The organism is Serratia sp. FDAARGOS_506, from assembly GCF_003812745.1.
In the GTDB taxonomy this organism is placed as follows: Bacteria; Pseudomonadota; Gammaproteobacteria; order Enterobacterales; family Enterobacteriaceae; genus Serratia.
Map to the genome: position 1 here is coordinate 3,333,528 of NZ_CP033831.1, position 24,404 is coordinate 3,357,931.

The window sequence follows — 24,404 nt, forward strand, 5'->3', positions numbered from 1 at the left end:
AATCCCGCACCATGAAAACGAACAATCCAGCAGTACAATTCATCACGATTTCCGACGACGAAGCCGGTCAGAGAATCGACAACTTTCTGCTCGCTCGCCTGAAAGGCGTGCCAAAGAGCATGATTTATCGCATCGTGCGCAAAGGCGAGGTGCGGGTCAATAAAGGGCGCATCAAGGTCGAATACAAATTGGCGGCCGGCGACGTGGTGCGCGTGCCGCCGGTGCGCGTGGCCGAGCGCGAAGAGACGCCGGTGTCGGCCAAGCTGGATAAGGTAGCCGCACTGGCTGACTGTATTCTGTATGAAGACGATCACCTGCTGATCCTCAACAAGCCTTCCGGCACCGCGGTGCACGGCGGCAGCGGCCTGAGCTTCGGCGTGATCGAAGGGCTGCGCGCGCTGCGCCCGGAAGCCCGCTTCCTGGAGCTGGTGCATCGTCTGGATCGCGATACTTCCGGCGTGCTGCTGGTGGCCAAGAAACGTTCCGCGCTGCGCTCGCTGCATGAGCAATTGCGGCTGAAGGGCATGCAGAAGGATTATCTGGCGCTGGTGCGCGGCCAGTGGCAGTCCCACTGCAAGGCCGTACAGGCGCCGCTGCTGAAAAACATTCTGCAAAGCGGCGAACGCATCGTGCGCGTCAGCAGCGAAGGCAAGCCTTCGGAAACCCGCTTCAAGGTGGAAGAGCGTTACGAATTCGCCACCCTGGTGAAGGCCAGCCCGATCACCGGGCGTACTCACCAGATCCGCGTGCACACTCTGCATGCCGGGCACCCGATCGCCTTTGACGATCGCTATGGCGATCGCGAGTTCGATCGCCAACTGGCGGGTACCGGCCTGAAGCGGCTGTTCCTGCACGCTGCGGCCCTGCGTTTCGAGCATCCGTCCACCGGCGAAACGATGCGCATCGAAGCGCCGATGGACGAGGAGCTGCGCCACTGCTTGCAGGTGCTGCGCCGGCAGGCGGCCAAGTAATCCGTGTCAAACCAGCGGGTTGATGCCTTCAGCCCGCAACATCTCCAACAGCGCGATCAACGGCAGGCCGATCAGGGCATTCGGGTCCCGGCCTTCCAGCCTGTCGAACAGCGCGATCCCCAAACCCTCGCTCTTGAAACTGCCTGCGCAGTTCAGCGGTCGCTCCAAACGCACATAGGCGGCGATCTCCGCTTCGCTCAGCGCGCGAAAATGCACGTGGAACGGCTCGCACAGGGCCTGCAGCTGCTTGCTGCGGCCGTTGTACAGCGCCAGGCCGGTATAGAAAGTCACGGCCTGGCCGCTGGCCTGGCGCAGTTGCGCCCGGGCATTTTCCTCGGTATGCGGCTTACCGGTGATGCGGCCATCGATCACGCAGACTTGATCGGATCCGATGATCAGATGTTCGGGATAGGCGAGGGCCAGCGCCTGAGCCTTCGCCGCCGCCAGACGCAGCACCAATGCCTCGGCGGTTTCACCCGGCAGTGGGGTTTCATCCACCTCGGGTGCGGCGCAATCGAAGGGCAGCTGCAGTTTCTCCAGCAGCATTTTTCGATAGGGGGAGGTGGAGGCTAAAAGCAATCTCTGCATAATTTTTTTCGCAAACCGTAGCGTAAATGGGTACGGCATTTTAAACTGTCGGCCGCTGTGGAAGCGAATATTGGTGAAAGGAGCCGTTTTACGGCCTTTTTCTTTGACTCTATGTCGTTACAAAGTTAATATGCGCGCCCTATGCAAAAGGTAAAATTACCCTTGACCATTGATGCGGTACGTACCGCTCAGAAACGCCTGGACTATGCTGGTGTCTATGCGCCTGAGCAGGTTACTCGTGTTGCCGACTCCGTGGTCAGTGTGGACAGTGATGTCGAGGTGTCGTTGTCGTTTAATATCGACAATCAACGCCTCGCGGTGATAACAGGGCATGCGGACGTCACGGTAACGTTGATGTGCCAACGCTGCGGAGTCCCGTTCGAACATCAGGTTCACACAACATATTGTTTTAGCCCGGTCGTCAATGATGAGCAGGCTGAGGCATTACCGGAAGCGTACGAACCGATCGAAGTTGACGAGTTTGGCGAAGTCGATCTGTTGGCAATGATTGAAGACGAAATTATTCTTTCACTGCCTGTCGTTCCGGTACATGAATCTGAACACTGTGAAGTGTCCGAAGCGGACATGGTATTTGGCCAACTGCCTCCCGAGGCGGAGAAACCGAATCCGTTTGCCGTATTAGCCAGTTTAAAGCGTAAGTAATTGAGGAGTAAGGTCCATGGCCGTACAACAGAATAAACCAACCCGTTCCAAGCGTGGCATGCGTCGTTCTCACGATGCTCTGACCACGACTACTCTGTCTGTAGACAAAGTATCCGGTGAAACTCACCGTCGTCACCACATCACTGCCGACGGTTTCTACCGCGGTCGCAAGGTTATCGGCTAAGTAGCGATACCTTGACTCGTCTAACCCTGGCGTTAGATGCAATGGGCGGGGACTTCGGTCCCTGCGTCACAGTGCCTGCTTCGTTGCAGGCACTGGCCTCTAATTTACAGCTTCATCTCCTGCTGGTCGGCAATCCCGACGTCATCTCCCCTTTGCTTGCCCACGCCGATCCGGTTCTTCTGGAGCGTCTGCAAGTCGTGCCCGCCGAGTCCGTGATCGCCGGCGACGCCAAACCTTCACAAGCGATACGCGCCAGCCGCGGAACGTCGATGCGCATTGCGCTCGAACAGCTCAGCAGCGGTAAAGCGCAGGGCTGCGTCAGCGCCGGCAATACCGGCGCGCTGATGGGATTGGCGAAGCTGTTGATCAAGCCGCTGGAGGGCATCGAACGTCCGGCGCTGATGACGGCGATCCCGAATCAGCAACGCAGCAAAACCGTGGTGCTGGATCTGGGCGCCAACGTCGAGTGTGACAGCACCATGTTGGTGCAGTTTGCCGTGATGGGCGCGGTGATGGCGGAAGAGGTGATCGGCATTGCGCAACCGCGGGTGGCGCTGCTGAATATTGGCGAAGAAGAGACCAAAGGCCTGGATAATATCCGCGAAGCGGCCGCTGTGCTAAAAAATACTCCGGCAATCAACTATATTGGTTACCTGGAAGGAAACGAACTGCTCACCGGCAAGACCGACGTGTTGGTCTGCGACGGCTTCGTGGGCAACGTCACCCTGAAAACCATGGAAGGGGTGGTCAGGGTGTTCTTATCGCTGCTGAAATCGTCCGGCGACGGAAACAAGCGAGCGTGGTGGCTGAAATTGTTGGGCCGTTGGTTGCAAAAACGGGTGGTTAAGCGGTTCGGCCACCTGAACCCCGACCAGTATAATGGCGCATGTCTGTTAGGATTGCGCAGCACCGTAGTCAAGAGCCACGGCGCTGCGAACCCTCACGCGTTTGCAGTCGCAATCGAACAGGCTGTGCAGGCGGTGCAGCGGCAAGTCCCGGAAAGGATTGCTGCGCGCCTTGAGGCTGTATTACCTAAGAGTGACTGATCGTACATGTATACAAAGATTCTCGGTACGGGGAGTTATTTGCCCGTACAAGTGCGCACCAATGCTGATTTGGAAAAAATGGTGGATACCTCGGACGAGTGGATCGTCACGCGAACCGGTATCCGCGAACGTCGCATCGCCGCTGCGGATGAAACCGTTGCGACGATGAGCTTCCAGGCCGCTGAGAAAGCGCTGGAAATGGCAGGTGTGGCTAAAGAAGACATTGGTCTTATCGTTGTGGCGACCACCACGACTACGCACGCATTCCCGAGCGCGGCGTGCCTGGTGCAGCAAATGCTGGGCATCAAAGACTGCGCGGCCTTCGATCTGGCTGCGGCCTGCGCCGGCTTCACTTATGCGCTTAGCGTGGCCGATCAGTACGTGAAAAACGGCGCGGTCAAACATGCGCTGGTTATCGGCGCGGACGTCTTGTCGCGCACGTTGGATCCTGAAGATCGCGGCACCATTATTCTGTTTGGCGATGGCGCAGGGGCGGTGGTGCTGGGGGCTTCTGAAGAGCCGGGCATCCTGTCTACCCATCTGCATGCCGACGGCAGCTACGGCAGCCTGCTGACGCTGCCGTACAAGGATCGTCAGAATCAAGACAAGCCGGCCTATGTCACTATGGCGGGCAACGAAGTCTTTAAAGTTGCGGTTACCGAGCTGGCGCGCATCGTCGACGAGACGCTGCAGGCCAACAACATGGACCGCAGCGAACTGGATTGGCTGGTACCGCACCAGGCCAACCTGCGCATCATCAGCGCAACGGCGAAAAAACTGGGCATGGGGATGGATAAAGTGGTGGTGACGCTCGATCGTCACGGCAACACCTCTGCCGCCTCGGTGCCTTCCGCACTGGACGAAGCAGTGCGCGACGGGCGAATTCAGCGTGGCCAACTGGTGCTGCTGGAGGCCTTCGGCGGCGGCTTTACCTGGGGCTCGGCGCTGGTTCGTTTCTGATTTGGACAGGAAGAAAAAATGACGCAATTTGCTTTTGTTTTCCCGGGCCAGGGGTCGCAGACCGTTGGCATGCTGGCCGAGTTGGCCGCACAATTCCCGATCGTTGAAGAAACCTTCGGCGAAGCGTCTTCCGCCCTGGGTTACGACCTATGGCAGCTGGTGCAGCAAGGCCCGGCGGAAGAACTGAACAAAACCTGGCAGACCCAACCGGCGCTGTTGGCCGCCTCGGTAGCGATTTTCCGCGTTTGGCAGCAGCAGGGCGGTAAAGCGCCTGCGCTGATGGCGGGTCACAGCCTGGGTGAATACTCGGCGCTGGTCTGCGCCGGCGTGCTGGACTTCAAGGCGGCGATCCGTCTGGTCGAGCTGCGCGGCAAACTGATGCAGGAAGCGGTGCCGGAAGGCACCGGCGCGATGTACGCCATCATCGGTCTGGACAACGACGCGATTGCCAAGGCGTGTGAAGAGTCCGCGCAGGGGCAGGTGGTTTCTCCGGTCAACTTCAACTCGCCGGGCCAGGTGGTCATCGCCGGCAACAAAGAAGCGGTTGAACGCGCAGGCGCCGCCTGTAAAGCGGCCGGCGCCAAACGTGCGCTGCCGCTGCCGGTGAGCGTGCCTTCGCACTGCGCGCTAATGAAGCCGGCCGCCGACAAACTGGCCGTGGCGCTGCAGGATATTACCTTCAACGCGCCGCAGGTGCCGGTGGTGAACAACGTCGACGTCCGTACCGAAAACGATCCGGAAGCGATCCGCAGCGCGCTGGTGCGTCAGCTGTACAGCCCGGTGCGTTGGACCGAGAGCGTAGAATTTATCGCAGCACAGGGAGTGACGTCGCTGTTGGAAGTGGGGCCGGGCAAAGTGCTGACCGGTCTGACTAAACGTATTGTTGACACCCTGACGGCTGCGGCGGTGAACGACACCGCCAGCCTGTCGGCGGCGCTTGAACAATAAAGAGGAAAATGATGAGCTTCGAAGGTAAAATCGTTCTGGTCACCGGCGCGAGCCGCGGTATTGGCCGAGCTATTGCAGAAACGTTTGTGGCACGCGGCGCTAAAGTGATCGGCACCGCGACCAGCGAGAGCGGCGCTGAAGCGATCAGCAGCTACCTGGGCGCAAACGGCAAAGGGTTTATGTTGAACGTTGTTGATGCGCAATCTATCGACAGCGTGCTGGCATCGATTCGCGCCGAATTTGGCGAAATCGACATTTTAGTGAATAATGCCGGCATTACGCGTGATAACCTGCTGATGCGTATGAAGGATGACGAGTGGGAGGATATCCTCGACACCAACCTGACTTCCGTATTCCGCCTGTCAAAAGCGGTAATGCGCGCTATGATGAAAAAGCGTTTTGGCCGTATCATCACCATCGGTTCCGTTGTTGGCACCATGGGTAACGCAGGGCAGGCGAACTACGCGGCGGCTAAAGCCGGCTTGATTGGTTTTAGTAAATCTTTGGCACGTGAAGTTGCTTCGCGTGGCATTACGGTCAACGTCGTGGCACCTGGCTTTATTGAGACGGACATGACACGGGCGTTGACAGATGATCAACGCGCAGGCATTTTGTCATCAGTTCCAGCCAACCGGCTGGGCGATGCTAAAGAAATCGCCAGCGCTGTTGCATTTTTGGCCTCTGATGAGGCCGGCTATATCACCGGTGAAACGTTACATGTCAATGGCGGCATGTACATGATTTAAAAAATGTGAAAACCATTTGCGTTATTTGAGGCAAAAACCGCAAAATAGCGTAAAATCGTGGTTTGACCAGCCGGGATTTAGTTGCATCTTTTTCAGCATTTTATACACTACGAAAACCATCGCGAAAGCGAGTTTTGATAGGAAATTTAAGAGTATGAGCACTATCGAAGAACGCGTTAAGAAAATCATTGTTGAGCAACTGGGTGTTAAACAGGAAGAAGTTTTGAACAACGCTTCTTTCGTTGAAGATCTGGGCGCTGATTCTCTTGACACCGTTGAGCTGGTAATGGCACTGGAAGAAGAATTCGACACCGAGATTCCAGACGAAGAAGCTGAGAAGATCACTACTGTTCAGGCAGCTATTGATTTCATCAACGCTAGCCAGCAGTAAGAGAACATATCTAGGCGGTCGTTCGACCGCCTAAGTTTTTTCTATCCCTAGTGTCATATTTTTCCCTCCCTGGAGGACAAACGTGTCTAAGCGTCGAGTAGTTGTGACCGGACTGGGCATGTTGTCTCCTGTCGGCAATACGGTAGAGTCCACGTGGAACGCTCTTCTTGCCGGTCAGAGTGGCATCAGCCTGATCGACCATTTCGATACCACTGCCTATGCGACCAAGTTTGCTGGCCTGGTAAAGAATTTTAATTCTGAGGATTTCATCTCTCGCAAAGATGCGCGCAAGATGGACGCCTTTATCCAGTACGGTATCGCTGCCGGCATGCAAGCCATGCAGGATGCAGGGCTGGACATCACCGAGGCTAACGCCACCCGCATTGGAGCCGCGATCGGTTCCGGCATTGGCGGCCTGGGTTTGATCGAAGAAAACCACAGTTCACTGGTTAACGGTGGCCCACGGAAAATCAGTCCGTTCTTCGTGCCATCCACCATCGTGAATATGATTGCAGGCCATCTGACAATCATGTACGGCATGCGTGGCCCAAGCATTTCCATCGCCACCGCCTGTACTTCAGGTGTGCACAACATCGGCCATGCGGCGCGTATCATTGCTTACAATGATGCTGACGTGATGCTGGCCGGTGGGGCAGAGAAAGCCAGCACCCCATTGGGCGTCGGCGGCTTTGGCGCAGCGCGCGCCCTGTCCACCCGTAATGAAAACCCGCAGGCGGCGAGCCGTCCGTGGGATAAAGACCGCGACGGCTTCGTGCTGGGCGACGGCGCCGGCATGATGGTGCTGGAAGAGTACGAGCACGCAAAAAAACGCGGCGCGAAAATCTACGCCGAAGTGGTTGGCTTTGGGATGAGCAGCGATGCTTATCACATGACGTCGCCACCGGAAAATGGCGCAGGCGCTGCGCTGGCGATGGAAAATGCCTTGCTTGATGCCGGTGTGACCCCGTCACAAATCGGTTACATCAATGCACACGGCACCTCTACGCCGGCGGGCGACCAGGCGGAAGCGCAGGCGGTGAAATCCGTCTTCGGCGCCGATGCTCAGCGCGTGCTGGTGAGCTCGACCAAGTCGATGACTGGCCACCTGTTGGGTGCGGCGGGCGCGATCGAGTCTATCTTCACCGTGCTGGCGCTGCGCGATCAGGCGGTACCACCAACCATCAACCTGGATAACCCGGATGAAGGTTGCGATCTGGACTTCGTGCCTCACGAAGCGCGCCAGGTCAGCGATATGGAGTACACCCTGTGTAACTCCTTCGGCTTCGGCGGCACCAACGGCTCGCTGATTTTCCGCCGAGTGTAACTCGCGCTGTTGCTCGCTGATGAAAAGCCCGGTTTTTTAACCGGGCTTTTTTACGCCTGCCGTTTGGCCGCCGGCGGGGCTGCGTATCGTCTCGCCGCCTGCTATCCTGCGAGCGTAATGAAATAACCCGGCAACAGGAGGAAGCATGTATTGGATTAACGGACAACGCCACGATGCGCTGGCGCCGAGCGATCGCGGTCTGCAGTTCGGCGATGGCTGCTTTACTACCGCCCGGGTTATCGACGGTAAAATCGAGCTGTTGCCCTGGCATCTGGAACGGCTGCAGCAAGCGGCGCAGCGGCTGATGCTGCCCGCCACCGATTGGCTGGCTTTCGAGCGGGAGATGGCGCAGGCGGCCGAATCAATTCCGCTCGGCGTGGTCAAAGCGATACTGACGCGCGGCAGCGGCGGGCGGGGCTACAGCCCGACGGGATGTGAAAATCCGACGCGCATCGTAGCCCGCAGCAGCTACCCCGCGCACTATTTGCAATGGCGCGAGCAGGGCATCACGCTTGCGCTCAGCCCGGTAGCGCTGGCGCGCAATCCGCTGCTGGCGGGGTTGAAACACTTGAACCGTCTGGAGCAGGTGCTGATCCGCGCGCATCTTGACCAGACGGCCGCCGACGAGGCGCTGGTGCTTGACACTGCCGGTATGCTGGTGGAATGCTGTGCGGCTAATTTGTTCTGGCGTAAGGGAAAAGCGGTGTTTACCCCAGACCTGAGTCAGGCGGGTGTCGCGGGCCTGATGCGGCGGCGGGTGATCGCGCTGCTGGCGGAGTCGGAATACCGTCTTCACTGCGTCAGTGAACCGTTGGCAACGTTGGCCGATGCCGACGAAGTCCTGGTGAGCAACGCGTTGATGCCGCTGCTGCCGGTAAACGTTGCACAATCATGGCGTTATGCTTCGCGCCAGCTGTATGATTTTTTGCGTCCACACTGTTAACCATGGCTGATTGATGAAGAAAAGAAAGCTGAAGGTCCTGTCTGTTATTGTTGTTCTGGCATTGGCGCTGCTGTTTTGGGGCTACCAGAAGATCGAACGCTTTGCCGATACGCCGCTGGCTATCCAGCAAGAAACCATCTTCAAACTGCCGGCCGGCACCGGCCGGGTGGCGCTGGAAGGGCTATTGGTGCGCGATAAACTGGTGCGCAATGGCCGCTGGTTCCAGTGGCTGCTGAAATTGGAGCCGGAATTGGCGGAGTTTAAAGCCGGTACCTACCGGTTCACGCCGGGCATGACGGTGCGTCAGATGCTGAAACTGTTGGCCAGCGGCAAAGAGGCACAGTTCACCGCGCGCTTTATCGAGGGTTCACGCCTGCGTGACTGGCAGCAGGTGCTGCAGCAGTCCAAATACCTGAAACACACCCTGGCGGGCAAGAGCGAAGCGGAGATCGCCGCTGCGCTCGGCATGCCTGCGGGAGAAACCCCGGAAGGGCATTTGTACCCGGATACCTATCAGTATACTGCCGGCATGAGCGACATTGCGCTGCTCAAACGCGCACACGTGCGCATGAACAAAGCGCTGCAGGTGGCCTGGGCCGGCCGCGACACCAGCCTGCCGTACAAAACGCCGGAAGAGCTGCTGACCATGGCCTCGATCGTTGAGAAAGAGACCGCTGTGCCGGAAGAGCGCAGTAAGGTAGCGTCGGTGTTCGTCAACCGCTTGCGTATCGGCATGCGCCTGCAGACCGATCCAACGGTGATTTACGGCATGGGCGAAAGCTATAATGGCAACATCACGCGCAAGGATCTGGAGACGCCGACGCCGTACAACACCTATGTGATCGCCGGCCTGCCGCCAACGCCGATCGCTATGCCGGGTGAGGCCTCGTTGCAGGCGGCCGCCAATCCGGCCAAAACGCCTTATCTCTATTTTGTCGCCGACGGCAAGGGTGGGCATACCTTCACCACCAATCTGGCGAGCCATAACCAGGCGGTGCGCGTGTACCGTCAGGCGTTAAAGGAAAAGAATGAAAAGTAAATTCGTTGTTATCGAAGGGCTGGAAGGCGCGGGCAAAACCACCGCGCGCGACACGGTGGTCAATGTGCTGCGCGAACACGGCGTCAGCGACATCGTCTTTACTCGCGAACCGGGCGGTACGCCGCTGGCGGAAAAGCTGCGCGATCTGTTCAAGCGTGGCATCGACGGCGAATTGCCGACCATCAAGGCTGAAGTATTGATGCTGTACGCCGCGCGCGTGCAGCTTGTGGAAACCGTGATCAAACCGGCCCTGGCGCGCGGCGCCTGGGTGGTGGGCGATCGCCACGATCTCTCTTCACAGGCTTACCAGGGGGGCGGCCGTGGCGTGGACCCACAGCTGATGAGCTCGCTGCGCGACACCGTGCTGGGGGATTTTCGCCCGGATTTGACGGTGTATCTCGATCTGCCGCCGCTGGTCGGCCTGCAGCGCGCACAGGCGCGCGGTCAGTTGGATCGCATCGAACAGGAGGCGCTGCCGTTCTTCGAGCGCACTCGCACTCGCTATCTCGAGCTGGCGGCGCAGGATAAAACCATCGTCACCGTCGACGCCGCCCAGCCGCTGGAGCAGGTGACCGCGGCGATCCGCGACTGCGTTGGCCACTGGCTGCGGCAGCAGGAAGGCGCATAATGAACTGGTACCCGTGGCTAAACGGCCCTTATCGCCAGCTGGTTGGGCAGTACGCCGACGGCCGCGGCCATCATGCGCTGCTGCTGCACGCGGCGGCGGGCAACGGTGACGATGCGCTGGCCTACGGCCTGAGCCGCTGGTTGATCTGCCAGCAGCGCAACGGCGAAAAAAGCTGCGGTGAGTGCCACAGCTGTCGGCTGATGCTGGCGGGCAACCACCCGGATTATCACGTGCTGGCGCCGGAAAAGGGCAAGAGCAGCCTGGGCATTGAGCCGATCCGTCAGGTGATTGAAACGCTATACGCCCACGCGCAGCAGGGGGGCGCTAAAGTGATTTGGCTGCCGCAGGCGGAACTGCTGACCGAGGCGGCGGCCAACGCGCTGCTTAAAACGCTGGAGGAGCCGCCGGAGAAAACCTATTTTCTGCTGGGTTGCCGTGAGCCGTCGCGACTGATGGCGACGCTGCGCAGCCGCTGCCTGTACTGGCATTTGGCCAGCCCGGATGAACAACTCAGCCTGCAGTGGCTGGGCCGACAGGCGGCCGGCTCTCAGACGGATCGCCTCACAGCGCTGCGCCTGCACGATGGCGCGCCGCTGGCCGCCGAACAGCTGTTGCAGCCGCAGCAGTGGCAACAGCGCAGCGCCCTGTGCGCCGCGTTGAGCGTCGCGTTGCCGCAGCGCGATATGCTGTCGCTGCTGCCGGTGCTGAACCATGAAGACGTCGCCGAGCGCCTGCACTGGCTGTGCGCGCTACTGGTGGACGCGATGAAGTGGCAGCAGGGCGCGCATCAGTATGTATTGAACCAGGATCAGCAGCCGCTGGTGCATCAGTTGGCCAGCCTGCTGAGCAGCGTTTCGCTGCAGCAGATCGTGCAGCAGTGGCTGAACTGTCGCCATCAGCTGCTCAGCGTGGTGGGCGTCAACCGCGAGCTGCTGCTGACCGAACAGTTACTTCGCTGGGAACAGATGCTTGGCGCCGCCGGCTATTCCCAACCTCAATCGCTGTAAAGTAAAAGAGTTAAAAATTATGTTGTTAGTCGATTCTCATTGCCACCTTGACGGCCTGGATTACCAAACGCTGCACCAGAATGTGGACGATGCACTGGCTAAAGCCAAAGCGCGTGACGTCGGCTATGTGCTGGCGGTCGCCACCACGCTGCCGGGCTACCGTTCCATGACCGAACTGATCGGCAAGCGCAACGACGTGGCCTTCTCCTGTGGGGTGCATCCGCTCAATTTGGAAGAAGGTTATGATTACGCCGAGCTGCGCCGCCTGGCGGCGGCGGAGCAGGTGGTGGCGCTGGGGGAGACCGGGCTCGATTATTTCTACCAGAAAGACAACCTCGAACTGCAACAGGACTCTTTCCGCGAACATATCCGCATTGGCCGGGATCTGAACAAGCCGGTGATTGTCCACACCCGCGATGCGCGTGCGGATACGCTGGCGATCCTGCGTGAAGAAAACGCACAAGACTGCAGCGGCGTGCTGCACTGCTTCACCGAAGATCTGGCTACGGCCGAAGCCCTGCTGGATCTGGGGTTCTACATCTCCTTCTCCGGCATCGTGACCTTCCGCAACGCCGAGCAGCTGCGCGAAGTGGCCCGCTACGTACCGCTGGATCGCATTCTGGTGGAAACCGATTCGCCCTATCTGGCGCCGGTGCCGCATCGCGGCAAAGAAAACCAACCCGCCTATGTGCGCGATGTGGCTGAATACATGGCGGTATTGAAGGGCGTCAGCCTGGAACAACTGGCCGAAGCGACCACCGCCAACTTTTCACGCTTATTTCACCTCGATCTGTGATCTTTGACCTAGGCTATAGCTGTAGGTCATTGTCTGCGTAATTTTTTTTAAGCTCGTAATTAATCACTGAAACGGGTAAGGTTCCCTCCCGTTTCAGGGTGATTGATGCGTGTTTTTTGGCCTGTTTTGCCAAAAAACAGCCGGATTATGCAAAGTGACCGCGGCTCGATCATCGAAACGTGATTGTCATCAAACATTGCGCAGGCTATTTATTTTACTCTGCGTAATAAATTCAAGGGGTGCTCAGACACCCTGAATTGCAGGGGTTTTTCTCCCCCCCTTGCAGCGCGAATTACCGCGACAAGAAGTAGCAAAGCATTATTACTCAGGAGCACACTCAACTATGTTCAAGAACGCATTTGCAAACCTGCAAAAAGTAGGTAAATCGCTCATGCTGCCGGTGTCCGTGTTGCCTATCGCAGGTATCCTGCTGGGCGTCGGCTCCGCCAACTTTAGCTGGCTACCTGCGGTAGTCTCCCACGTGATGGCGGAAGCGGGCGGTTCGGTCTTCGCCAACATGCCGCTGATTTTCGCCATCGGCGTTGCCTTGGGCTTCACCAACAACGACGGCGTTTCCGCGCTGGCGGCGGTGGTGGCCTACGGCATCATGGTGAAAACCATGGCGGTGGTTGCGCCGCTGGTGCTGCACCTGCCGGCTGAAGAGATTGCGGCCAAACACCTGGCGGATACCGGTGTGCTCGGGGGGATTATCTCCGGCGCCATCGCGGCCTATATGTTCAACCGCTTCTTCCGCATTCAACTGCCGGAATATCTGGGCTTCTTTGCCGGTAAGCGTTTCGTGCCGATCATTTCCGGTCTGGCGGCGATCGTTCTGGGCGTAGTGCTGTCCTTCATCTGGCCGCCGATCGGTACGGCTATCCAGACCTTCTCGCAGTGGGCGGCTTATCAGAACCCGGTCGTGGCCTTCGGCATCTACGGCGTGGTTGAGCGTGCTCTGGTGCCGTTCGGTCTGCACCACATCTGGAACGTACCGTTCCAAATGCAAATCGGTGAATTCACCAACGCGGCGGGCCAGGTATTCCACGGTGATATCCCTCGCTACATGGCGGGTGACCCAACCGCGGGCAAACTGTCCGGCGGCTTCCTGTTCAAAATGTACGGTCTGCCTGCGGCGGCCATTGCCATCTGGCATTCGGCCAAACCGGAAAACCGCGCGAAAGTCGGCGGCATCATGATCTCTGCCGCGTTGACCTCGTTCCTGACCGGTATCACCGAGCCGATCGAGTTCTCCTTCATGTTCGTCGCGCCGATCCTGTACGTGATCCACGCTATCCTGGCCGGCCTGGCGTTCCCAATCTGCATCCTGTTGGGCATGCGTGACGGTACCAGCTTCTCGCACGGCCTGATCGACTTTATCGTTCTGAGCGGCAACAGCAGCAAAATCTGGCTGTTCCCAATCGTCGGCATTGTCTACGGTCTGGTGTACTACACCATCTTCCGCGTGCTGATCGCCAAGCTGGATCTGAAAACCCCGGGCCGTGAAGACACCGCTGCCGAGCAGACTGCGCAGGGCGGTTCCGAAATGTCCGCAGCGCTGGTTCAGGCCTTCGGCGGTAAAGAAAACATCACTAACCTGGATGCTTGCATCACCCGTCTGCGCGTCAGCGTGGCCGACGTGTCCAAAGTTGACCAGGCGGGTCTGAAGAAACTGGGCGCAGCCGGCGTCGTCGTCGCTGGCTCCGGCGTGCAGGCCATCTTCGGCACCAAGTCCGACAACCTGAAAACCGATATGGACGAATACATCCGTAATCACTGATTCAGGCAGGGGAGTTACCAAGGGAGGCGAAAGCCTCCCTTTTTTATTGCCTGCCGTCAGGCGCCAAGGCGCTGTTCGAGTTCGGCGAGGGAAGGGAGGAACCAGACCTGTTCGCCGCGATTGGCTTCACGCACGAAGTCTTGCAGCGCGTTGCTTTGCGCCAGCCAGGGAGTGATATCGCCCAGCAGCGCCACGCGCAGGCGGTAGTTGATGAATTTTTGCAATACGGCACCGGCCACGCCGCTTCTTAGCTGGAAGAAGGCGGCGGGGAGGCGGTTGACGGGGAGGGCAATCATCCCGGCATCGTGTTCAAAGGCGGGTGCGATAAACAGGCTGACGTCATTTTCGTCTTTCAACAGCGGCCCGGCTTCGGCGAAAACCACCAGGCGCAGATCGTGGATTTGCTGCATGGCATAGCTCATCGGCGCTCCGGGATTTAGGACTTGGTGTGTTGCTGTAGGTAATGTTCGAACACCGCCAGCGTTTCGTCCGAGATATGGTGTTCAATTCCTTCGCTGTCCAGCTCGGCGGTTTCGCTCGGCACCCCGAGGCACATCAGCAGATCGACCACGATACGGTGACGGCGGCGCACCTTCTGCGCCAACTGCTCGCCTTCTTCCGTTAAAAACACCCCGCGATAAGGGCGCGACTCCACCAGCCCGGCGCTTTTCAATCGCGCGATATTTTTGATCGCCGTCGGGTGAGACACGCCGAAGCGGCGTGCGATATCGGTGGTTCTGGCTTCGCGGGTGCTTTGCAGCAAATCGGCGATCAGCTCGACGTAATCTTCGATCAGCGCATTGGACTGCGCTTCGCGGGCGCGGCTAAAACGCAGGGCGTGCTCGGCCTCGTCCGGCATGTCGGTCTGGGCGTGGCGGTCGGCGTTATCTGGCGCGCGGGTAACCATAGCGTGGGGCGTCCTGTAAGCATAAAAATGGCATCTCCCGGCAATGCGGGGAGGGTTGCCCTAAGTTAGTCCAAATAGCACACATTATCAATTCGATGCCACGCATTGTGATAGCTAGAAATATCTCTACACAAAGCCAATGAATTTCGCCTGTTGCATAAAGTGTAGCCGATGCTACATTGTCAGCATGATAGGTGGAAAAATAACCAGTAAAAGATTGAGGGTACTTCATGCGTGATGCGGCAACCACTCCATCATTAACCGAACGGACCAACATTGCGATTGGCGCCGCCCTTGCCGGACGCAAGCGTGGCGCCTTTACGCCGTTGCTGTTCGCCGGCCCGGCGGTGATTGCCTCTATTGCTTATATGGATCCCGGTAACTTCGCCACCAACATTCAGGCCGGTGCGAAATACGGCTACAGCCTGCTGTGGGTGGTGGTGATGGCCAACCTGATCGCCATGCTATTCCAGGCGCTGTCGGCCAAGCTGGGCATCGTCACCAACCGTAATCTGGCGGAGATGTGCCGCGATCAGTTTTCACGGCCGGTAGTGATCGGTATGTGGCTGCTCAGCGAAGTGGCGGCAATGGCCACCGATCTGGCGGAGTTTCTCGGCGGAGCGATCGCCTTGGCGCTGCTGTTCCATATGCCGCTGTTGGCGGGGATGGGGGTGACGGCGGTGATCACCTATGCGCTGTTGATGGTGGAAAAGAAAGGTTTCCGCCCGGTTGAACTGATGATCGGCGGCCTGGTGGGCATCATCGCGCTGTGTTACCTGGTGGAGATGTTCATCGTACCGGTGGATTGGCAGGCGGCCGGGATCGGCATGGTGACGCCGCAGTTGCCGGATGCACAGGCGCTGACCATCGCCGTCGGCATTATCGGCGCCACCGTGATGCCGCACGCCATTTTCCTGCATTCGGGGCTGACTCAGCACCGCAGCCCGGCCAGCGATAACGGCGAGCGGCGCAAGCTGCTGCGCTTCTCCAATATTGAGGTGGTGATTGCGTTGGCGCTTGCCGGGCTGGTGAATATCGCGATGGTGATTATGGCCTCTAGCGCCTTCCACGCCGGGAACAGCGACGTGGCCGAAATTGGCACCGCCTACCATACGCTGACGCCGCTGTTCGGCGCGGCGGCCGCCGGCATCTTCCTCGCGTCGTTGATCGCCTCCGGCATTTCCAGCTCGGTGGTGGGCACCATGGCCGGGCAAATGATCATGCAGGGCTTCGTCGGTTTCCGCATCCCGGTGTGGGTACGCCGCCTGGTGACCATGGTGCCGGCGTTTATCGTGGTGGCGATGGGCGTCAATGCCACCGATGCGCTGGTCTACAGCCAGGTGGTGCTGAGCCTGGCGCTGCCGGCGCCGATGATCGCGCTGGTGATGTTCACCCGCCGCCGCGACATTATGGGCGAGTTCGCCAACGGCCGCTGGACCAGCCTGACGGCGGTGGTCGGCACGGTGGTGATCGTGCTGCTCAACGTGGTGCTGCTGTTGCAGACCTTCGGCGTCGAGATCCCTGGACTGGGGTGATCTTCTGGGCCGCGCAGGGCGCGGCCGCGTCGCTAAATTATAGATTCCCCACGCCGCCGTCCATCTGCAGCTCCGCGCCGACCATAAAGGCCGACTCGTCCGCCGCCAGAAACACCGCCGCTTTGGCCAGTTCCAACGCGCTGCCCATGCGGCCGATCGGCACCAGCGCGCGGATATCGTCGCGCAATGCCCGCTCATCCGCTTCCGCCAACCCCAGCTTACCCAATGCCGGAGTTTCGGTCGGGCCGGGGCTGAGGCCGTTAAGGCGAATGCCGCGCGCGTGCAGCTCACCGGAGAGCGTTCTGGCCAGCGACAGCAAGCCGGCTTTGCTGGCGGCATAGGCGCTGCTTTGCGGCAGGCCGATATGGGCGCTGACCGAACCGCACAGGATCACCGAAGAAGGGTTGGCCAGCAGCGGCAACAGCGCCTGGATCAGAAAGAATGGCCCCTTCAGGTTGATGTCCATCAGCCGCTGATAGCTCTGCTCATCCCACTCCTGCAGCGGGCGATGCGTAACGTCGCCGGCGTTGATGTACAGCACGTCCAGCCGTGGCCACCGTTGCCCCAGCCGCTGCGCCAGCTCGCGCTGCTGCGGGATATTGCCCGCGTCGCTCAGCAGCAACAGCGCCTTGCCCGCCAATGCCTGGCCCGCTGCGTCCAGGGCGCTTTGGCTGCGCCCGGTGATCGCCACCGTCGCGCCCTCGGCGATGAACTGGCGGGCGGTTTCCAGCCCGATACCGCTGGTGCCGCCGGTAATCAATGCGTATTTGCCTTGCAGTCGTGACATAACCGATTCCTCTTTAGCGTCTGTTGCGGCATTATTTGCGCTATAGTTCCTTTTGCATAGTAGGCACCTTTTGGATACTAAAGGACGAGGTGGGATGAAATGACGGCACAAGCGCCATTAGCGGCGGAAAATAATTTGGCGGCGTTGCCGATAGCGGGCGAACCCTGTCCGATGGTGGACTTCGTCAATCTGGTGTCGGGCAAGTGGGCGATACCGATCCTGTATCGCCTGATCGTGATAGACGGCCCGGTGCGATTCAGCGAGCTGCAGCGGGCGGTGGCGCCCATTGCGCAGAAAGAGCTGACACGCCAGCTGCGGCTTTTCGAACAGCGCGGCCTGGTGACGCGGCAGGCGTTTCCCGAAGTGCCGCCGCGGGTGGAGTATCAGGTCACCGCGCTCGGCAAGTCGCTACGGCCGACGCTGGATTCGCTGGCCGAGTGGATGCGCCGGCACGCGCCGCAGCTGATCGGCGGCTAGTCGCCGATGCCCGGCGGATTGATGGCGGAGCGCTCGACCTTTTCGTCGCCTTCGCCCCAGCGCTGCAGCACCTGCGCGTATTCGCCGCTGACGATCGCGCCGTTGATGGCGGCGTTGATGGCGTTCACCAGCCCATTGCCTTTCCTGCTGGTAACCGCGACGTAGGCCACGCTGGGGCCGATGCCGACCATTTTGGTCTTGCCGGTCAGCGCTGCCTTGTAGGCGCCGGTAGAATGGGGGCCAAAGAACGCGTCGGCGCGCCCGGACTGAATGCTCAGGTTGGCGGCGGCGTCGTCGGTCACGTAGATCGGCTGCACCGGCGGCAGCCCGGCGGTGCGGTTTTGCTTATCCCATCCCAGCAGTATGTTTTCCTGATTGGTGCCGGATCCGACGATGATCCGCAGCCCGGCGATATCCTGCGGTCGGTTGATCGAGGTGATGTTGCTGGTGGATTTGACGTAAAAGCCCAGCGTGTCCACCCGATAGGTCGCGAAGTCGAATTTGGTCTTGCGCTGTTTGGTGACGGCGATGTTGAAGATCGCCGCATCGTATTTGCCGGCGCTGATGCCCAACGGCCAATCTTCCCAGGAGGTTGGCACCAGATTCAGCTCCAGCCCGAGGCTGTCGGCCACCAGGCGGGCGATGTCCGGATCGCTGCCGATCAGCGTTTTATTGTCTTCGGCGAACAGCGCCAGCGGCGGGGAGTTCTCGAATGCCACCGCCACCGTCAGCTTGCCGGGCACCGCAAAGTGAAAGTTAGCCGGAATCAGTGCGATAGCGGCCGGATTCTGTTCTGCGCGTATCGGCTCGCGGTTAGCCTGCAGATCGATACCGCCCGCCGGGGTGGCCTGAACGGCAGCGCTCAGCAACAGCGCACACAGCGCCGAAATTCTCAATGGCATAGTGCCCTCTATTCTTTTTTAATCATGGAGTTACTATTGGCGGCGGCGTGCGGCAAGTAAAGCAACAATAGTGAATAACCAAAGCGAAAAGATGCACAATCGGGGTACCGGCCTGCGCGAATCTGCAGCACTCGACGCGGAAAGTGCGCAATCAGGTTGAAAGCAGTAGAATTTGTCACTCATACTGCGTACAGCTAATTGTGTAAAACAAGGAACGCCAGATGGCCGAAGAAACGATTTTCAGTAAAATTATCCGCCGCGAAATCCCTGCTGATGTGGTTTATCAGGATGAACTGGTCACCGCTTTCCGTGACATCTCTCCCCAGGCGCCCACCCATGTGCTGATCGTTCCCAACGTGCTGATCCCAACCGTCAACGACGTGACTGTGGAGCACGAAGCGGCGCTGGGCCGCATGATCACCGCCGCGGCGAAGATCGCCGAACAGGAAGGCATTGCTGAGGACGGCTACCGCCTGATCGTCAACTGCAACCGCCACGCCGGTCAGGAGGTCTATCATATTCATATGCACCTGGTCGGTGGCCGCTCGCTGGGGCCGCTGCTGTCACGTTAAGCGAGGAAATCATGCGCGGTAAAAAAACTCTGCGTAGTCTGATGGCGTTGGCGCTGCCCGCCGCGTTGCTGATGGGGTGCAGTTCGCCGTCAGGCATTGCGGTCAACCAGGGCCAAACGGTGGTGATGGATCCTTCGGTGCTGACCGCCGGTATTCTGGCCGATACGCCTTCGATTTCGAACGCCTCCGGGCGGGTGATGGCGACTTCGGTGCTCAATAACAGCCAACCGACGCCGGTCACCGTGCATTATCGTTTCTATTGGTATGACGCGCAGGGGCTGGATATCCGCCCCTTCGAGAAACCGCGCGAGATCGTCGTGGCGCCCGACTCGGACGCCAAAATCTACTCGATTAACGGCAACCTGGACGCCAAAAGCGCGCGTCTGTATCTGTACCTGTAAGCGCTTGCCAGGTTTGGAGAAAAAGCATGAAAAAGTACGTCTTAGTGGCGCTGGCCGCATTAACCCTGAGTGGCTGTCTGTCGCGTCCGCCTGAGCCGGATCAGCCGCTGCCGCCGGTTACCGTCGAGCCGGAACAGCCGACGCCGCCGGTCGAGCAGCCGCAGCCGCCAACCACCGAGCCGGTACCGCAGCCGCCGAAAATTCAGCAGCTCGACTGGCTGGGCAGCGTTCAGCCGCTGGTGGGGCAGATGCTGAAGGCCGATGGCGTCACGGCCGGCAGCGTGCTGCTGCTGGACAGCGTCAAGAACAACACCAACGGTTCGCTGCAGATGGGCAAGGCCACCGCGGCGCTGTACAAGGCGTTGGCGTCGAACTCCACCTTCAGCGTGGTGCCGGAAGCGAAGCTGACCAGTGCCAGACAAACGCTGGGCCTGTCGGCGGATGACAGCTTCGGTTCGCGCAGCAAGGCGATTGGCCTGGCGCGCATCGTCGGCGCGCAGTACGTGCTGTACAGCGACGTCAGCGGCGATGTGAAGTCACCGACGCTGGATATGCAGCTGATGCTGGTGCAAACCGGCGAGATCGTCTGGTCGGGCAATGGCGCCGTTAAACGCTGAGGCCGCGCTGCGACGATTGATGGAAACCAGACTGCCGGCGGTGAATACCGCCGGTTGTCATTTCAGCCCGGTGCAGGGGCTGACCGGCGAGAGCTGGCGCATCGACGGTTCGGGCGTCACGCTGTTGGCGCGGCAGCACAGTGCGGAAAAGCGCGCGTTGGGCGTGAGCCGACGGCGGGAAGCGCAGGTTTTGCGGCGCTGTGCTCCGGGGCTGGGGCCACGGGTTTTCGCACTAAATAATCAGTGGCTTATCCTCGAATGGCTCGAAGGTGACGTCGTCACAAATGCCGAGTTTGCGGCGCTGAATCAGCGCGGCGAGCTGGCGGGGATGGCGGCGGAACTGCATCAGCGGCCGCTCAGCGGTTACCGACTGGATCTGCGGCGACAGTTCCTCCGCTATTGGCAGCAGCTGGATACGCGGCGTTTAACCCCTGACTGGCTGCGCCTGCAGCGTCATTTTTTACGCAGCGCCTTGCCACGGCCGCTGCGCCTGGCGCCGCTGCACATGGACATCCATCCGGGCAATCTGCTCGCCACCGGCGAAGGGCTGCGGCTTATCGACTGGGAATATGCCGCCGACGGCGACGTGGCGCTGGATATCGCCGCGCTGTTTCGCGGTAACGGTTGGCCGGCTGGGCAGCAGCAGCGCTTTTTGCAGCACTACGCGCGCCAGGGCTATCACGACGTCGCCCGGCTGCAGGCGCAGGTGCGCCGCTGGCTGCCGTGGGTGGATTATCTGATGCTGCTGTGGTTCGAAGTGCGCTGGCAGCAGAGCGGCGACGCCGAATTTTTGCGCTGGGGCGCGGCGGTGCGCCGGCGATTTTGTTTATCATCATCCGAATTCTGAACGAACAATAATGAAGTGAGGTGCCCGTGGGCCCAGTAATGCTAGATGTCGCCGGCTACGAGCTGGATGCAGAAGAACGCGAAATCTTGAAACACCCGCTGGTTGGCGGGTTGATCTTGTTTACCCGCAACTTCCACGATGCGGATCAGCTGCGTGAGCTGGTGCGCCAGATCCGCGCCGCCTCGCACGATCGGCTGGTGGTGGCGGTGGACCAGGAGGGCGGGCGCGTACAGCGCTTCCGCGAAGGCTTCACCCGCTTGCCGGCGGCGCAGTCGTTCGCCGCGCTGCACGATGCGCAGGAAGGCGGCCGTCTGGCGCAGGAGGCCGGCTGGCTGATGGCGGCGGAGATGATCGCGCAGGATATCGACATCAGCTTCGCGCCGGTGCTGGACATCGGCCACGGCAGCGCGGCGATCGGCGAGCGTTCGTTCCACAGCGATCCGCAGCAGGCGCTGGCGATGGCGGAACGCTTTATCCTCGGCATGCACAGCGCCGGCATGAAAACCACCGGCAAACACTTCCCGGGGCACGGTGCCGTCAGCGCCGACTCGCACAAGGAAACCCCGCGCGATCCGCGGCCATTGGCGCAGATCCGTGAGCATGACATGGCGATTTTCCGCGAGTTGATCAACCGCCAGCTGCTGGACGCCGTCATGCCGGCCCACGTCATCTATACTGAAGCGGATCCGCGTCCGGCCAGTGGCTCGCCTTACTGGCTGCAGCAGATCCTGCGTCAGGAGTTGGGCTTCGACGGCGTGATTTTCTCCGACGATCTGTCGATGGAAGGCGCCGCCATCATGGGCAGCTACGCCGAGCGTGGTCAGGCCGCGCTGGACGCCGGTTGCGACATGATCCTGGTGTGCAATAACCGCGCCGGTGCGGTCAGCGTGTTGGATAACCTGTCCCCGGTCAAAGCAGAGAAGGTGAAGCGGTTATATCATCGCGGTCAGTTCACCCGTCAGGAACTGCGCGACTCTGAGCGCTGGCAGCAGGCGCACAAGGCGCTCAGCGCGCTGAGCGAACGCTGGGAGGAGCACAAGCAGCGTTCGCAAGGGTGAATCCAGGCGCCGCATTGCGGCGCAGAGCGGAAATGATGAGGGCCGCGCCTGCGGCCCTTGGCTTGTTGCGAGGATCCACATGATTATCTATTTGCACGGCTTCGATTCCACCAGTCCCGGCAATCATGAAAAGGTGTTACAGCTGCAGTTTATCGATCCGGACGTGCGCTTTATCAGCTACAGCACGCTGCATCCGCGTCACGACATGCAGCATCTGTTGAAAGAGGTGGACAAGGCGGTGCAGCAGGGCGGCGATGCGCATCCGTTGATCTGCGGGGTCGGCCTCGGCGGCTTCTGGGCGGAGCGCATCGGCTTCCTGTGCGGCATTCGCCAGGCGATGTTCAACCCCAATCTGTACCCGGAAGAGCACATGCACGGCAAGATAGACCGGCCGGAAGAGTATCGCGATATCGCCACCAAGTGCGTGGAGGATTTCCGCGAGAAGAACCGCGACCGCTGTCTGGTGGTGCTGTCGCGGCACGACGAGGTGCTGGATAACCGGCGCAGCGCCGAATTGCTGCATCACTACTACGAGATCGTGTGGGATGAACAGCAGACGCACAAGTTCAAAAACATCTCACCCCATCTGCAGCGGATCAAGGCGTTCAAAGCGCTGGGTTAACAGTTTCATAACGCTGCCGCGAGCCGCGCCCACCGTTTGCTACCGACGGGAAGTGCGGCTTTTTTGTACGCCAGGGTGAAGTTTTTCGCGGCAATCGGCAAAATTTAAAACTGTGACTCAGCGCTAACTATTTGAATCACAATCCCCAAAAAATCCCCTCGTCCAGCCTTTAACCGAAAAAATTTGATGTACGTCAATTTTGGTATGACCAAATAACCTTGCATGTTATTCTGGCCTCAGAGAGCCGATTTATTTTAAGCGAACCCTATGTATTCTAAGGATATTATTTATTTACCCTGGGATAACAAATGGTTCACATTTAGGGGGTTATTTTGACAACGCCAAAGAAGAAAATCGTTATTGTTGGCGGCGGCGCCGGTGGCTTGGAGCTGGCGACCAGCCTGGGCCATAAGCTTGGCCGCAAGAACAAAGCGGAGATCACGCTGGTAGATCGCAACCACAGCCATTTGTGGAAACCGTTGCTGCACGAAGTGGCGACCGGTTCCCTCGATGACGGCGTGGATGCGCTCAGCTACCTGGCGCACGCGCGCAATCACCATTTCAGCTTCCAACTGGGGTCGTTGACCAATATCAATCGCGAAACCCAAACGCTGCAGCTGGCTCAGATCTGCGACGAACAGGGCGGCGAGCTGGTGCCGGCGCGCGAATTGCCGTACGACATCCTGGTGATGGCGCTGGGCAGCACCTCGAACGATTTCGGTACCCCGGGCGTGAAAGAGCACTGCATCTTCCTGGATAACCCGCATCAGGCGCGTCGTTTCCACAACGAAATGCTCAACCTGTTCCTGAAGTTCTCGGCGCAGCCGGGGCAAAAAGAGCGGGTCAACATCGCTATCGTCGGCGGCGGCGCCACCGGCGTTGAGCTGTCCGCCGAACTGCACAACGCGGTGAAGCAGCTGCACAGCTACGGTTTCGAAGGCCTGGATAACAGTGCATTGAACGTGACGCTGGTGGAAGCCGGCGAGCGCATTCTGCCGGCGCTGCCGCCGCGCATTTCCGCTGCGGCGCACCAGGAGCTGATCAAACTGGGCGTGCGCGTGCTGACCAACACCATGGTGACCAGCGCCGATGCCAAAGGCCTGAACACCAAGGGCGGCGAGTTCATCGACGCCGATCTGATGGTGTGGGCGGCCGGCATCAAGGCGCCGGACTTCATGAAAGATATTGGCGGCCTGGAAACCAACCGCATCAACCAACTGGTGGTGGAGCCGACGCTGCAGACTACGCGCGATCCGAACATCTTCGCCATCGGCGACTGCGCCTCTTGCCCGAAAGAGGGCGGCGGTTTCGTCCCACCGCGCGCCCAGTCGGCGCACCAGATGGCCTCGCGCTGCGCTACCAATATTCTGGCGCTGATGAACGGCCAGACGCTGAAGCCTTACGTGTATAAAGACCACGGCTCGCTGGTGTCTCTGTCGCGCTTCAGCACCGTCGGCAGCCTGATGGGCAACCTGATGCGCGGCTCGATGATGGTGGAAGGGCGCATCGCGCGCTTCGTTTACATCTCGCTGTACCGCATGCACCAGGTGGCGCTGCACGGCTACATCAAAACCGGCCTGATGATGCTGGTGGGCGGCATCAACCGGGTGATTCGCCCGCGTCTGAAAATGCACTGATCCTGCCTTTGTCGACCAACCCGCGCCGGTT

General features: G+C 59.7%; 29 protein-coding genes. 24 read left to right on the plus strand and 5 right to left on the minus strand.

Features of this window, described 5'->3' with window-relative positions; all coding sequences use genetic code 11:
• The first annotated feature begins 11 nt into the window (after nt 1-11).
• Nucleotides 12-971 (plus strand): 23S rRNA pseudouridine(955/2504/2580) synthase RluC, encoded by a 960-nt coding sequence (rluC, locus tag EGY12_RS16175; protein ID WP_038875510.1) that lies wholly within the window; start codon nt 12-14, stop codon nt 969-971.
• Nucleotides 972-977: 6 nt separating this feature from the next.
• Here the strand turns inward: rluC and EGY12_RS16180 are convergent, their stop codons facing one another.
• Nucleotides 978-1,559 carry a nucleoside triphosphate pyrophosphatase gene (locus EGY12_RS16180; protein WP_123894605.1) on the minus strand — a complete coding sequence of 194 codons (582 nt, stop codon included), beginning with the start codon at nt 1,557-1,559 and terminating at the stop codon, nt 978-980.
• 141 nt (nt 1,560-1,700) lie between these two features.
• Here EGY12_RS16180 and yceD point away from each other — a divergent pair, with 141 nt between their 5' ends.
• From yceD to ptsG, 14 genes are all read left to right on the plus strand, one after another.
• A complete protein-coding gene (yceD, locus tag EGY12_RS16185; protein WP_004927780.1) occupies nt 1,701-2,222 on the plus strand; it encodes a 23S rRNA accumulation protein YceD in 522 nt (173 codons plus the stop codon).
• A 16-nt stretch (nt 2,223-2,238) separates the two neighbouring features.
• Nucleotides 2,239-2,406 (plus strand): 50S ribosomal protein L32, encoded by a 168-nt coding sequence (rpmF, locus tag EGY12_RS16190; RefSeq protein ID WP_004927778.1) that lies wholly within the window; start codon nt 2,239-2,241, stop codon nt 2,404-2,406.
• Between the two features lie 11 nt (nt 2,407-2,417).
• Entirely contained in the window at nt 2,418-3,452 is a 1,035-nt protein-coding gene (plsX, locus tag EGY12_RS16195; RefSeq protein ID WP_123894606.1) for a phosphate acyltransferase PlsX, read from the plus strand.
• A 6-nt stretch (nt 3,453-3,458) separates the two neighbouring features.
• On the plus strand, nt 3,459-4,412 hold the full coding sequence (locus EGY12_RS16200; RefSeq protein ID WP_123894607.1) for a beta-ketoacyl-ACP synthase III: 954 nt from the start codon (nt 3,459-3,461) through the stop codon (nt 4,410-4,412).
• Nucleotides 4,413-4,430: 18 nt separating this feature from the next.
• Nucleotides 4,431-5,360 (plus strand): ACP S-malonyltransferase, encoded by a 930-nt coding sequence (fabD, locus tag EGY12_RS16205; protein ID WP_015377451.1) that lies wholly within the window; start codon nt 4,431-4,433, stop codon nt 5,358-5,360.
• A gap of 11 nt (nt 5,361-5,371) precedes the next feature.
• A complete protein-coding gene (gene fabG, locus EGY12_RS16210) occupies nt 5,372-6,106 on the plus strand; it encodes a 3-oxoacyl-ACP reductase FabG (protein WP_016928193.1) in 735 nt (244 codons plus the stop codon).
• 154 nt (nt 6,107-6,260) lie between these two features.
• Nucleotides 6,261-6,497, plus strand: a complete 237-nt coding sequence (gene acpP / locus EGY12_RS16215) for an acyl carrier protein (protein WP_004719003.1) — start codon at nt 6,261-6,263, stop codon at nt 6,495-6,497.
• A gap of 82 nt (nt 6,498-6,579) precedes the next feature.
• A complete protein-coding gene (gene fabF, locus EGY12_RS16220) occupies nt 6,580-7,821 on the plus strand; it encodes a beta-ketoacyl-ACP synthase II (protein ID WP_123894608.1) in 1,242 nt (413 codons plus the stop codon).
• A 145-nt stretch (nt 7,822-7,966) separates the two neighbouring features.
• Nucleotides 7,967-8,764 (plus strand): aminodeoxychorismate lyase, encoded by a 798-nt coding sequence (pabC, locus tag EGY12_RS16225; protein ID WP_123894609.1) that lies wholly within the window; start codon nt 7,967-7,969, stop codon nt 8,762-8,764.
• Nucleotides 8,765-8,777: 13 nt separating this feature from the next.
• Nucleotides 8,778-9,803: an endolytic transglycosylase MltG gene (gene mltG, locus EGY12_RS16230; protein ID WP_123894610.1), complete on the plus strand. Its 1,026-nt coding sequence runs from the start codon at nt 8,778-8,780 to the stop codon at nt 9,801-9,803.
• The gene (gene tmk, locus EGY12_RS16235) at nt 9,793-10,431 is read left to right on the plus strand and encodes a dTMP kinase (RefSeq protein WP_123894611.1); all 639 of its coding nucleotides are present in this window, start codon (nt 9,793-9,795) and stop codon (nt 10,429-10,431) included. The genes mltG and tmk overlap by 11 nt, the downstream gene beginning before the upstream one ends.
• Complete coding sequence (holB, locus tag EGY12_RS16240) at nt 10,431-11,438, plus strand: DNA polymerase III subunit delta' (RefSeq protein WP_123894612.1); 1,008 nt, start codon at nt 10,431-10,433, stop codon at nt 11,436-11,438. Before tmk ends, holB begins: the two co-directional genes overlap by 1 nt.
• 19 nt (nt 11,439-11,457) lie before the next feature.
• The gene (locus EGY12_RS16245) at nt 11,458-12,234 is read left to right on the plus strand and encodes a metal-dependent hydrolase (protein WP_123894613.1); all 777 of its coding nucleotides are present in this window, start codon (nt 11,458-11,460) and stop codon (nt 12,232-12,234) included.
• A gap of 343 nt (nt 12,235-12,577) precedes the next feature.
• Nucleotides 12,578-14,011 carry a PTS glucose transporter subunit IIBC gene (gene ptsG / locus EGY12_RS16250; RefSeq protein ID WP_016928184.1) on the plus strand — a complete coding sequence of 478 codons (1,434 nt, stop codon included), beginning with the start codon at nt 12,578-12,580 and terminating at the stop codon, nt 14,009-14,011.
• 56 nt (nt 14,012-14,067) lie between these two features.
• Here ptsG and EGY12_RS16255 read toward each other — a convergent pair whose 3' ends face one another.
• Together EGY12_RS16255 and mntR are read right to left on the minus strand one after the other, a co-directional pair.
• The gene (locus EGY12_RS16255) at nt 14,068-14,433 is read right to left on the minus strand and encodes a DUF4180 domain-containing protein (RefSeq protein WP_123894614.1); all 366 of its coding nucleotides are present in this window, start codon (nt 14,431-14,433) and stop codon (nt 14,068-14,070) included.
• A 14-nt stretch (nt 14,434-14,447) separates the two neighbouring features.
• Nucleotides 14,448-14,918, minus strand: coding sequence for a manganese-binding transcriptional regulator MntR (gene mntR, locus EGY12_RS16260; protein ID WP_123894615.1), 471 nt, complete (start codon nt 14,916-14,918; stop codon nt 14,448-14,450).
• 230 nt (nt 14,919-15,148) lie between these two features.
• Between mntR and EGY12_RS16265 the strand changes: the two genes are divergently transcribed.
• Entirely contained in the window at nt 15,149-16,453 is a 1,305-nt protein-coding gene (locus EGY12_RS16265; RefSeq protein ID WP_123894616.1) for an Nramp family divalent metal transporter, read from the plus strand.
• Nucleotides 16,454-16,490: 37 nt separating this feature from the next.
• Here EGY12_RS16265 and EGY12_RS16270 read toward each other — a convergent pair whose 3' ends face one another.
• A complete protein-coding gene (locus tag EGY12_RS16270; RefSeq protein ID WP_123894617.1) occupies nt 16,491-17,240 on the minus strand; it encodes an SDR family oxidoreductase in 750 nt (249 codons plus the stop codon).
• Between the two features lie 99 nt (nt 17,241-17,339).
• Between EGY12_RS16270 and EGY12_RS16275 the strand changes: the two genes are divergently transcribed.
• A complete protein-coding gene (locus EGY12_RS16275) occupies nt 17,340-17,717 on the plus strand; it encodes a helix-turn-helix domain-containing protein (RefSeq protein WP_123894618.1) in 378 nt (125 codons plus the stop codon).
• Here EGY12_RS16275 and EGY12_RS16280 read toward each other — a convergent pair.
• A complete protein-coding gene (locus tag EGY12_RS16280) occupies nt 17,714-18,619 on the minus strand; it encodes a transporter substrate-binding domain-containing protein (protein ID WP_123894619.1) in 906 nt (301 codons plus the stop codon). The two genes, EGY12_RS16275 and EGY12_RS16280, sit on opposite strands and share 4 nt — an antisense overlap.
• 221 nt (nt 18,620-18,840) lie before the next feature.
• Between EGY12_RS16280 and hinT the strand changes: the two genes are divergently transcribed.
• The 7 genes from hinT (at nt 18,841) to EGY12_RS16315 (ending at nt 24,373) form a co-directional block, all read left to right on the plus strand.
• On the plus strand, nt 18,841-19,191 hold the full coding sequence (hinT, locus tag EGY12_RS16285) for a purine nucleoside phosphoramidase (RefSeq protein WP_004928776.1): 351 nt from the start codon (nt 18,841-18,843) through the stop codon (nt 19,189-19,191).
• Nucleotides 19,192-19,202: 11 nt separating this feature from the next.
• The gene (locus tag EGY12_RS16290; protein WP_049271374.1) at nt 19,203-19,592 is read left to right on the plus strand and encodes a YcfL family protein; all 390 of its coding nucleotides are present in this window, start codon (nt 19,203-19,205) and stop codon (nt 19,590-19,592) included.
• Nucleotides 19,593-19,618: 26 nt separating this feature from the next.
• The gene (gene lpoB / locus EGY12_RS16295) at nt 19,619-20,209 is read left to right on the plus strand and encodes a penicillin-binding protein activator LpoB (protein ID WP_123894620.1); all 591 of its coding nucleotides are present in this window, start codon (nt 19,619-19,621) and stop codon (nt 20,207-20,209) included.
• Nucleotides 20,190-21,056: a thiamine kinase gene (thiK, locus tag EGY12_RS16300; RefSeq protein WP_123894621.1), complete on the plus strand. Its 867-nt coding sequence runs from the start codon at nt 20,190-20,192 to the stop codon at nt 21,054-21,056. Before lpoB ends, thiK begins: the two co-directional genes overlap by 20 nt.
• Before the next feature lie 38 nt (nt 21,057-21,094).
• Complete coding sequence (nagZ, locus tag EGY12_RS16305) at nt 21,095-22,114, plus strand: beta-N-acetylhexosaminidase (protein WP_123894622.1); 1,020 nt, start codon at nt 21,095-21,097, stop codon at nt 22,112-22,114.
• A gap of 79 nt (nt 22,115-22,193) precedes the next feature.
• Entirely contained in the window at nt 22,194-22,736 is a 543-nt protein-coding gene (ycfP, locus tag EGY12_RS16310) for an alpha/beta hydrolase YcfP (protein WP_033638056.1), read from the plus strand.
• A 332-nt stretch (nt 22,737-23,068) separates the two neighbouring features.
• Nucleotides 23,069-24,373 carry an NAD(P)/FAD-dependent oxidoreductase gene (locus EGY12_RS16315; RefSeq protein WP_004928794.1) on the plus strand — a complete coding sequence of 435 codons (1,305 nt, stop codon included), beginning with the start codon at nt 23,069-23,071 and terminating at the stop codon, nt 24,371-24,373.
• Nucleotides 24,374-24,404 lie beyond the last annotated feature (31 nt).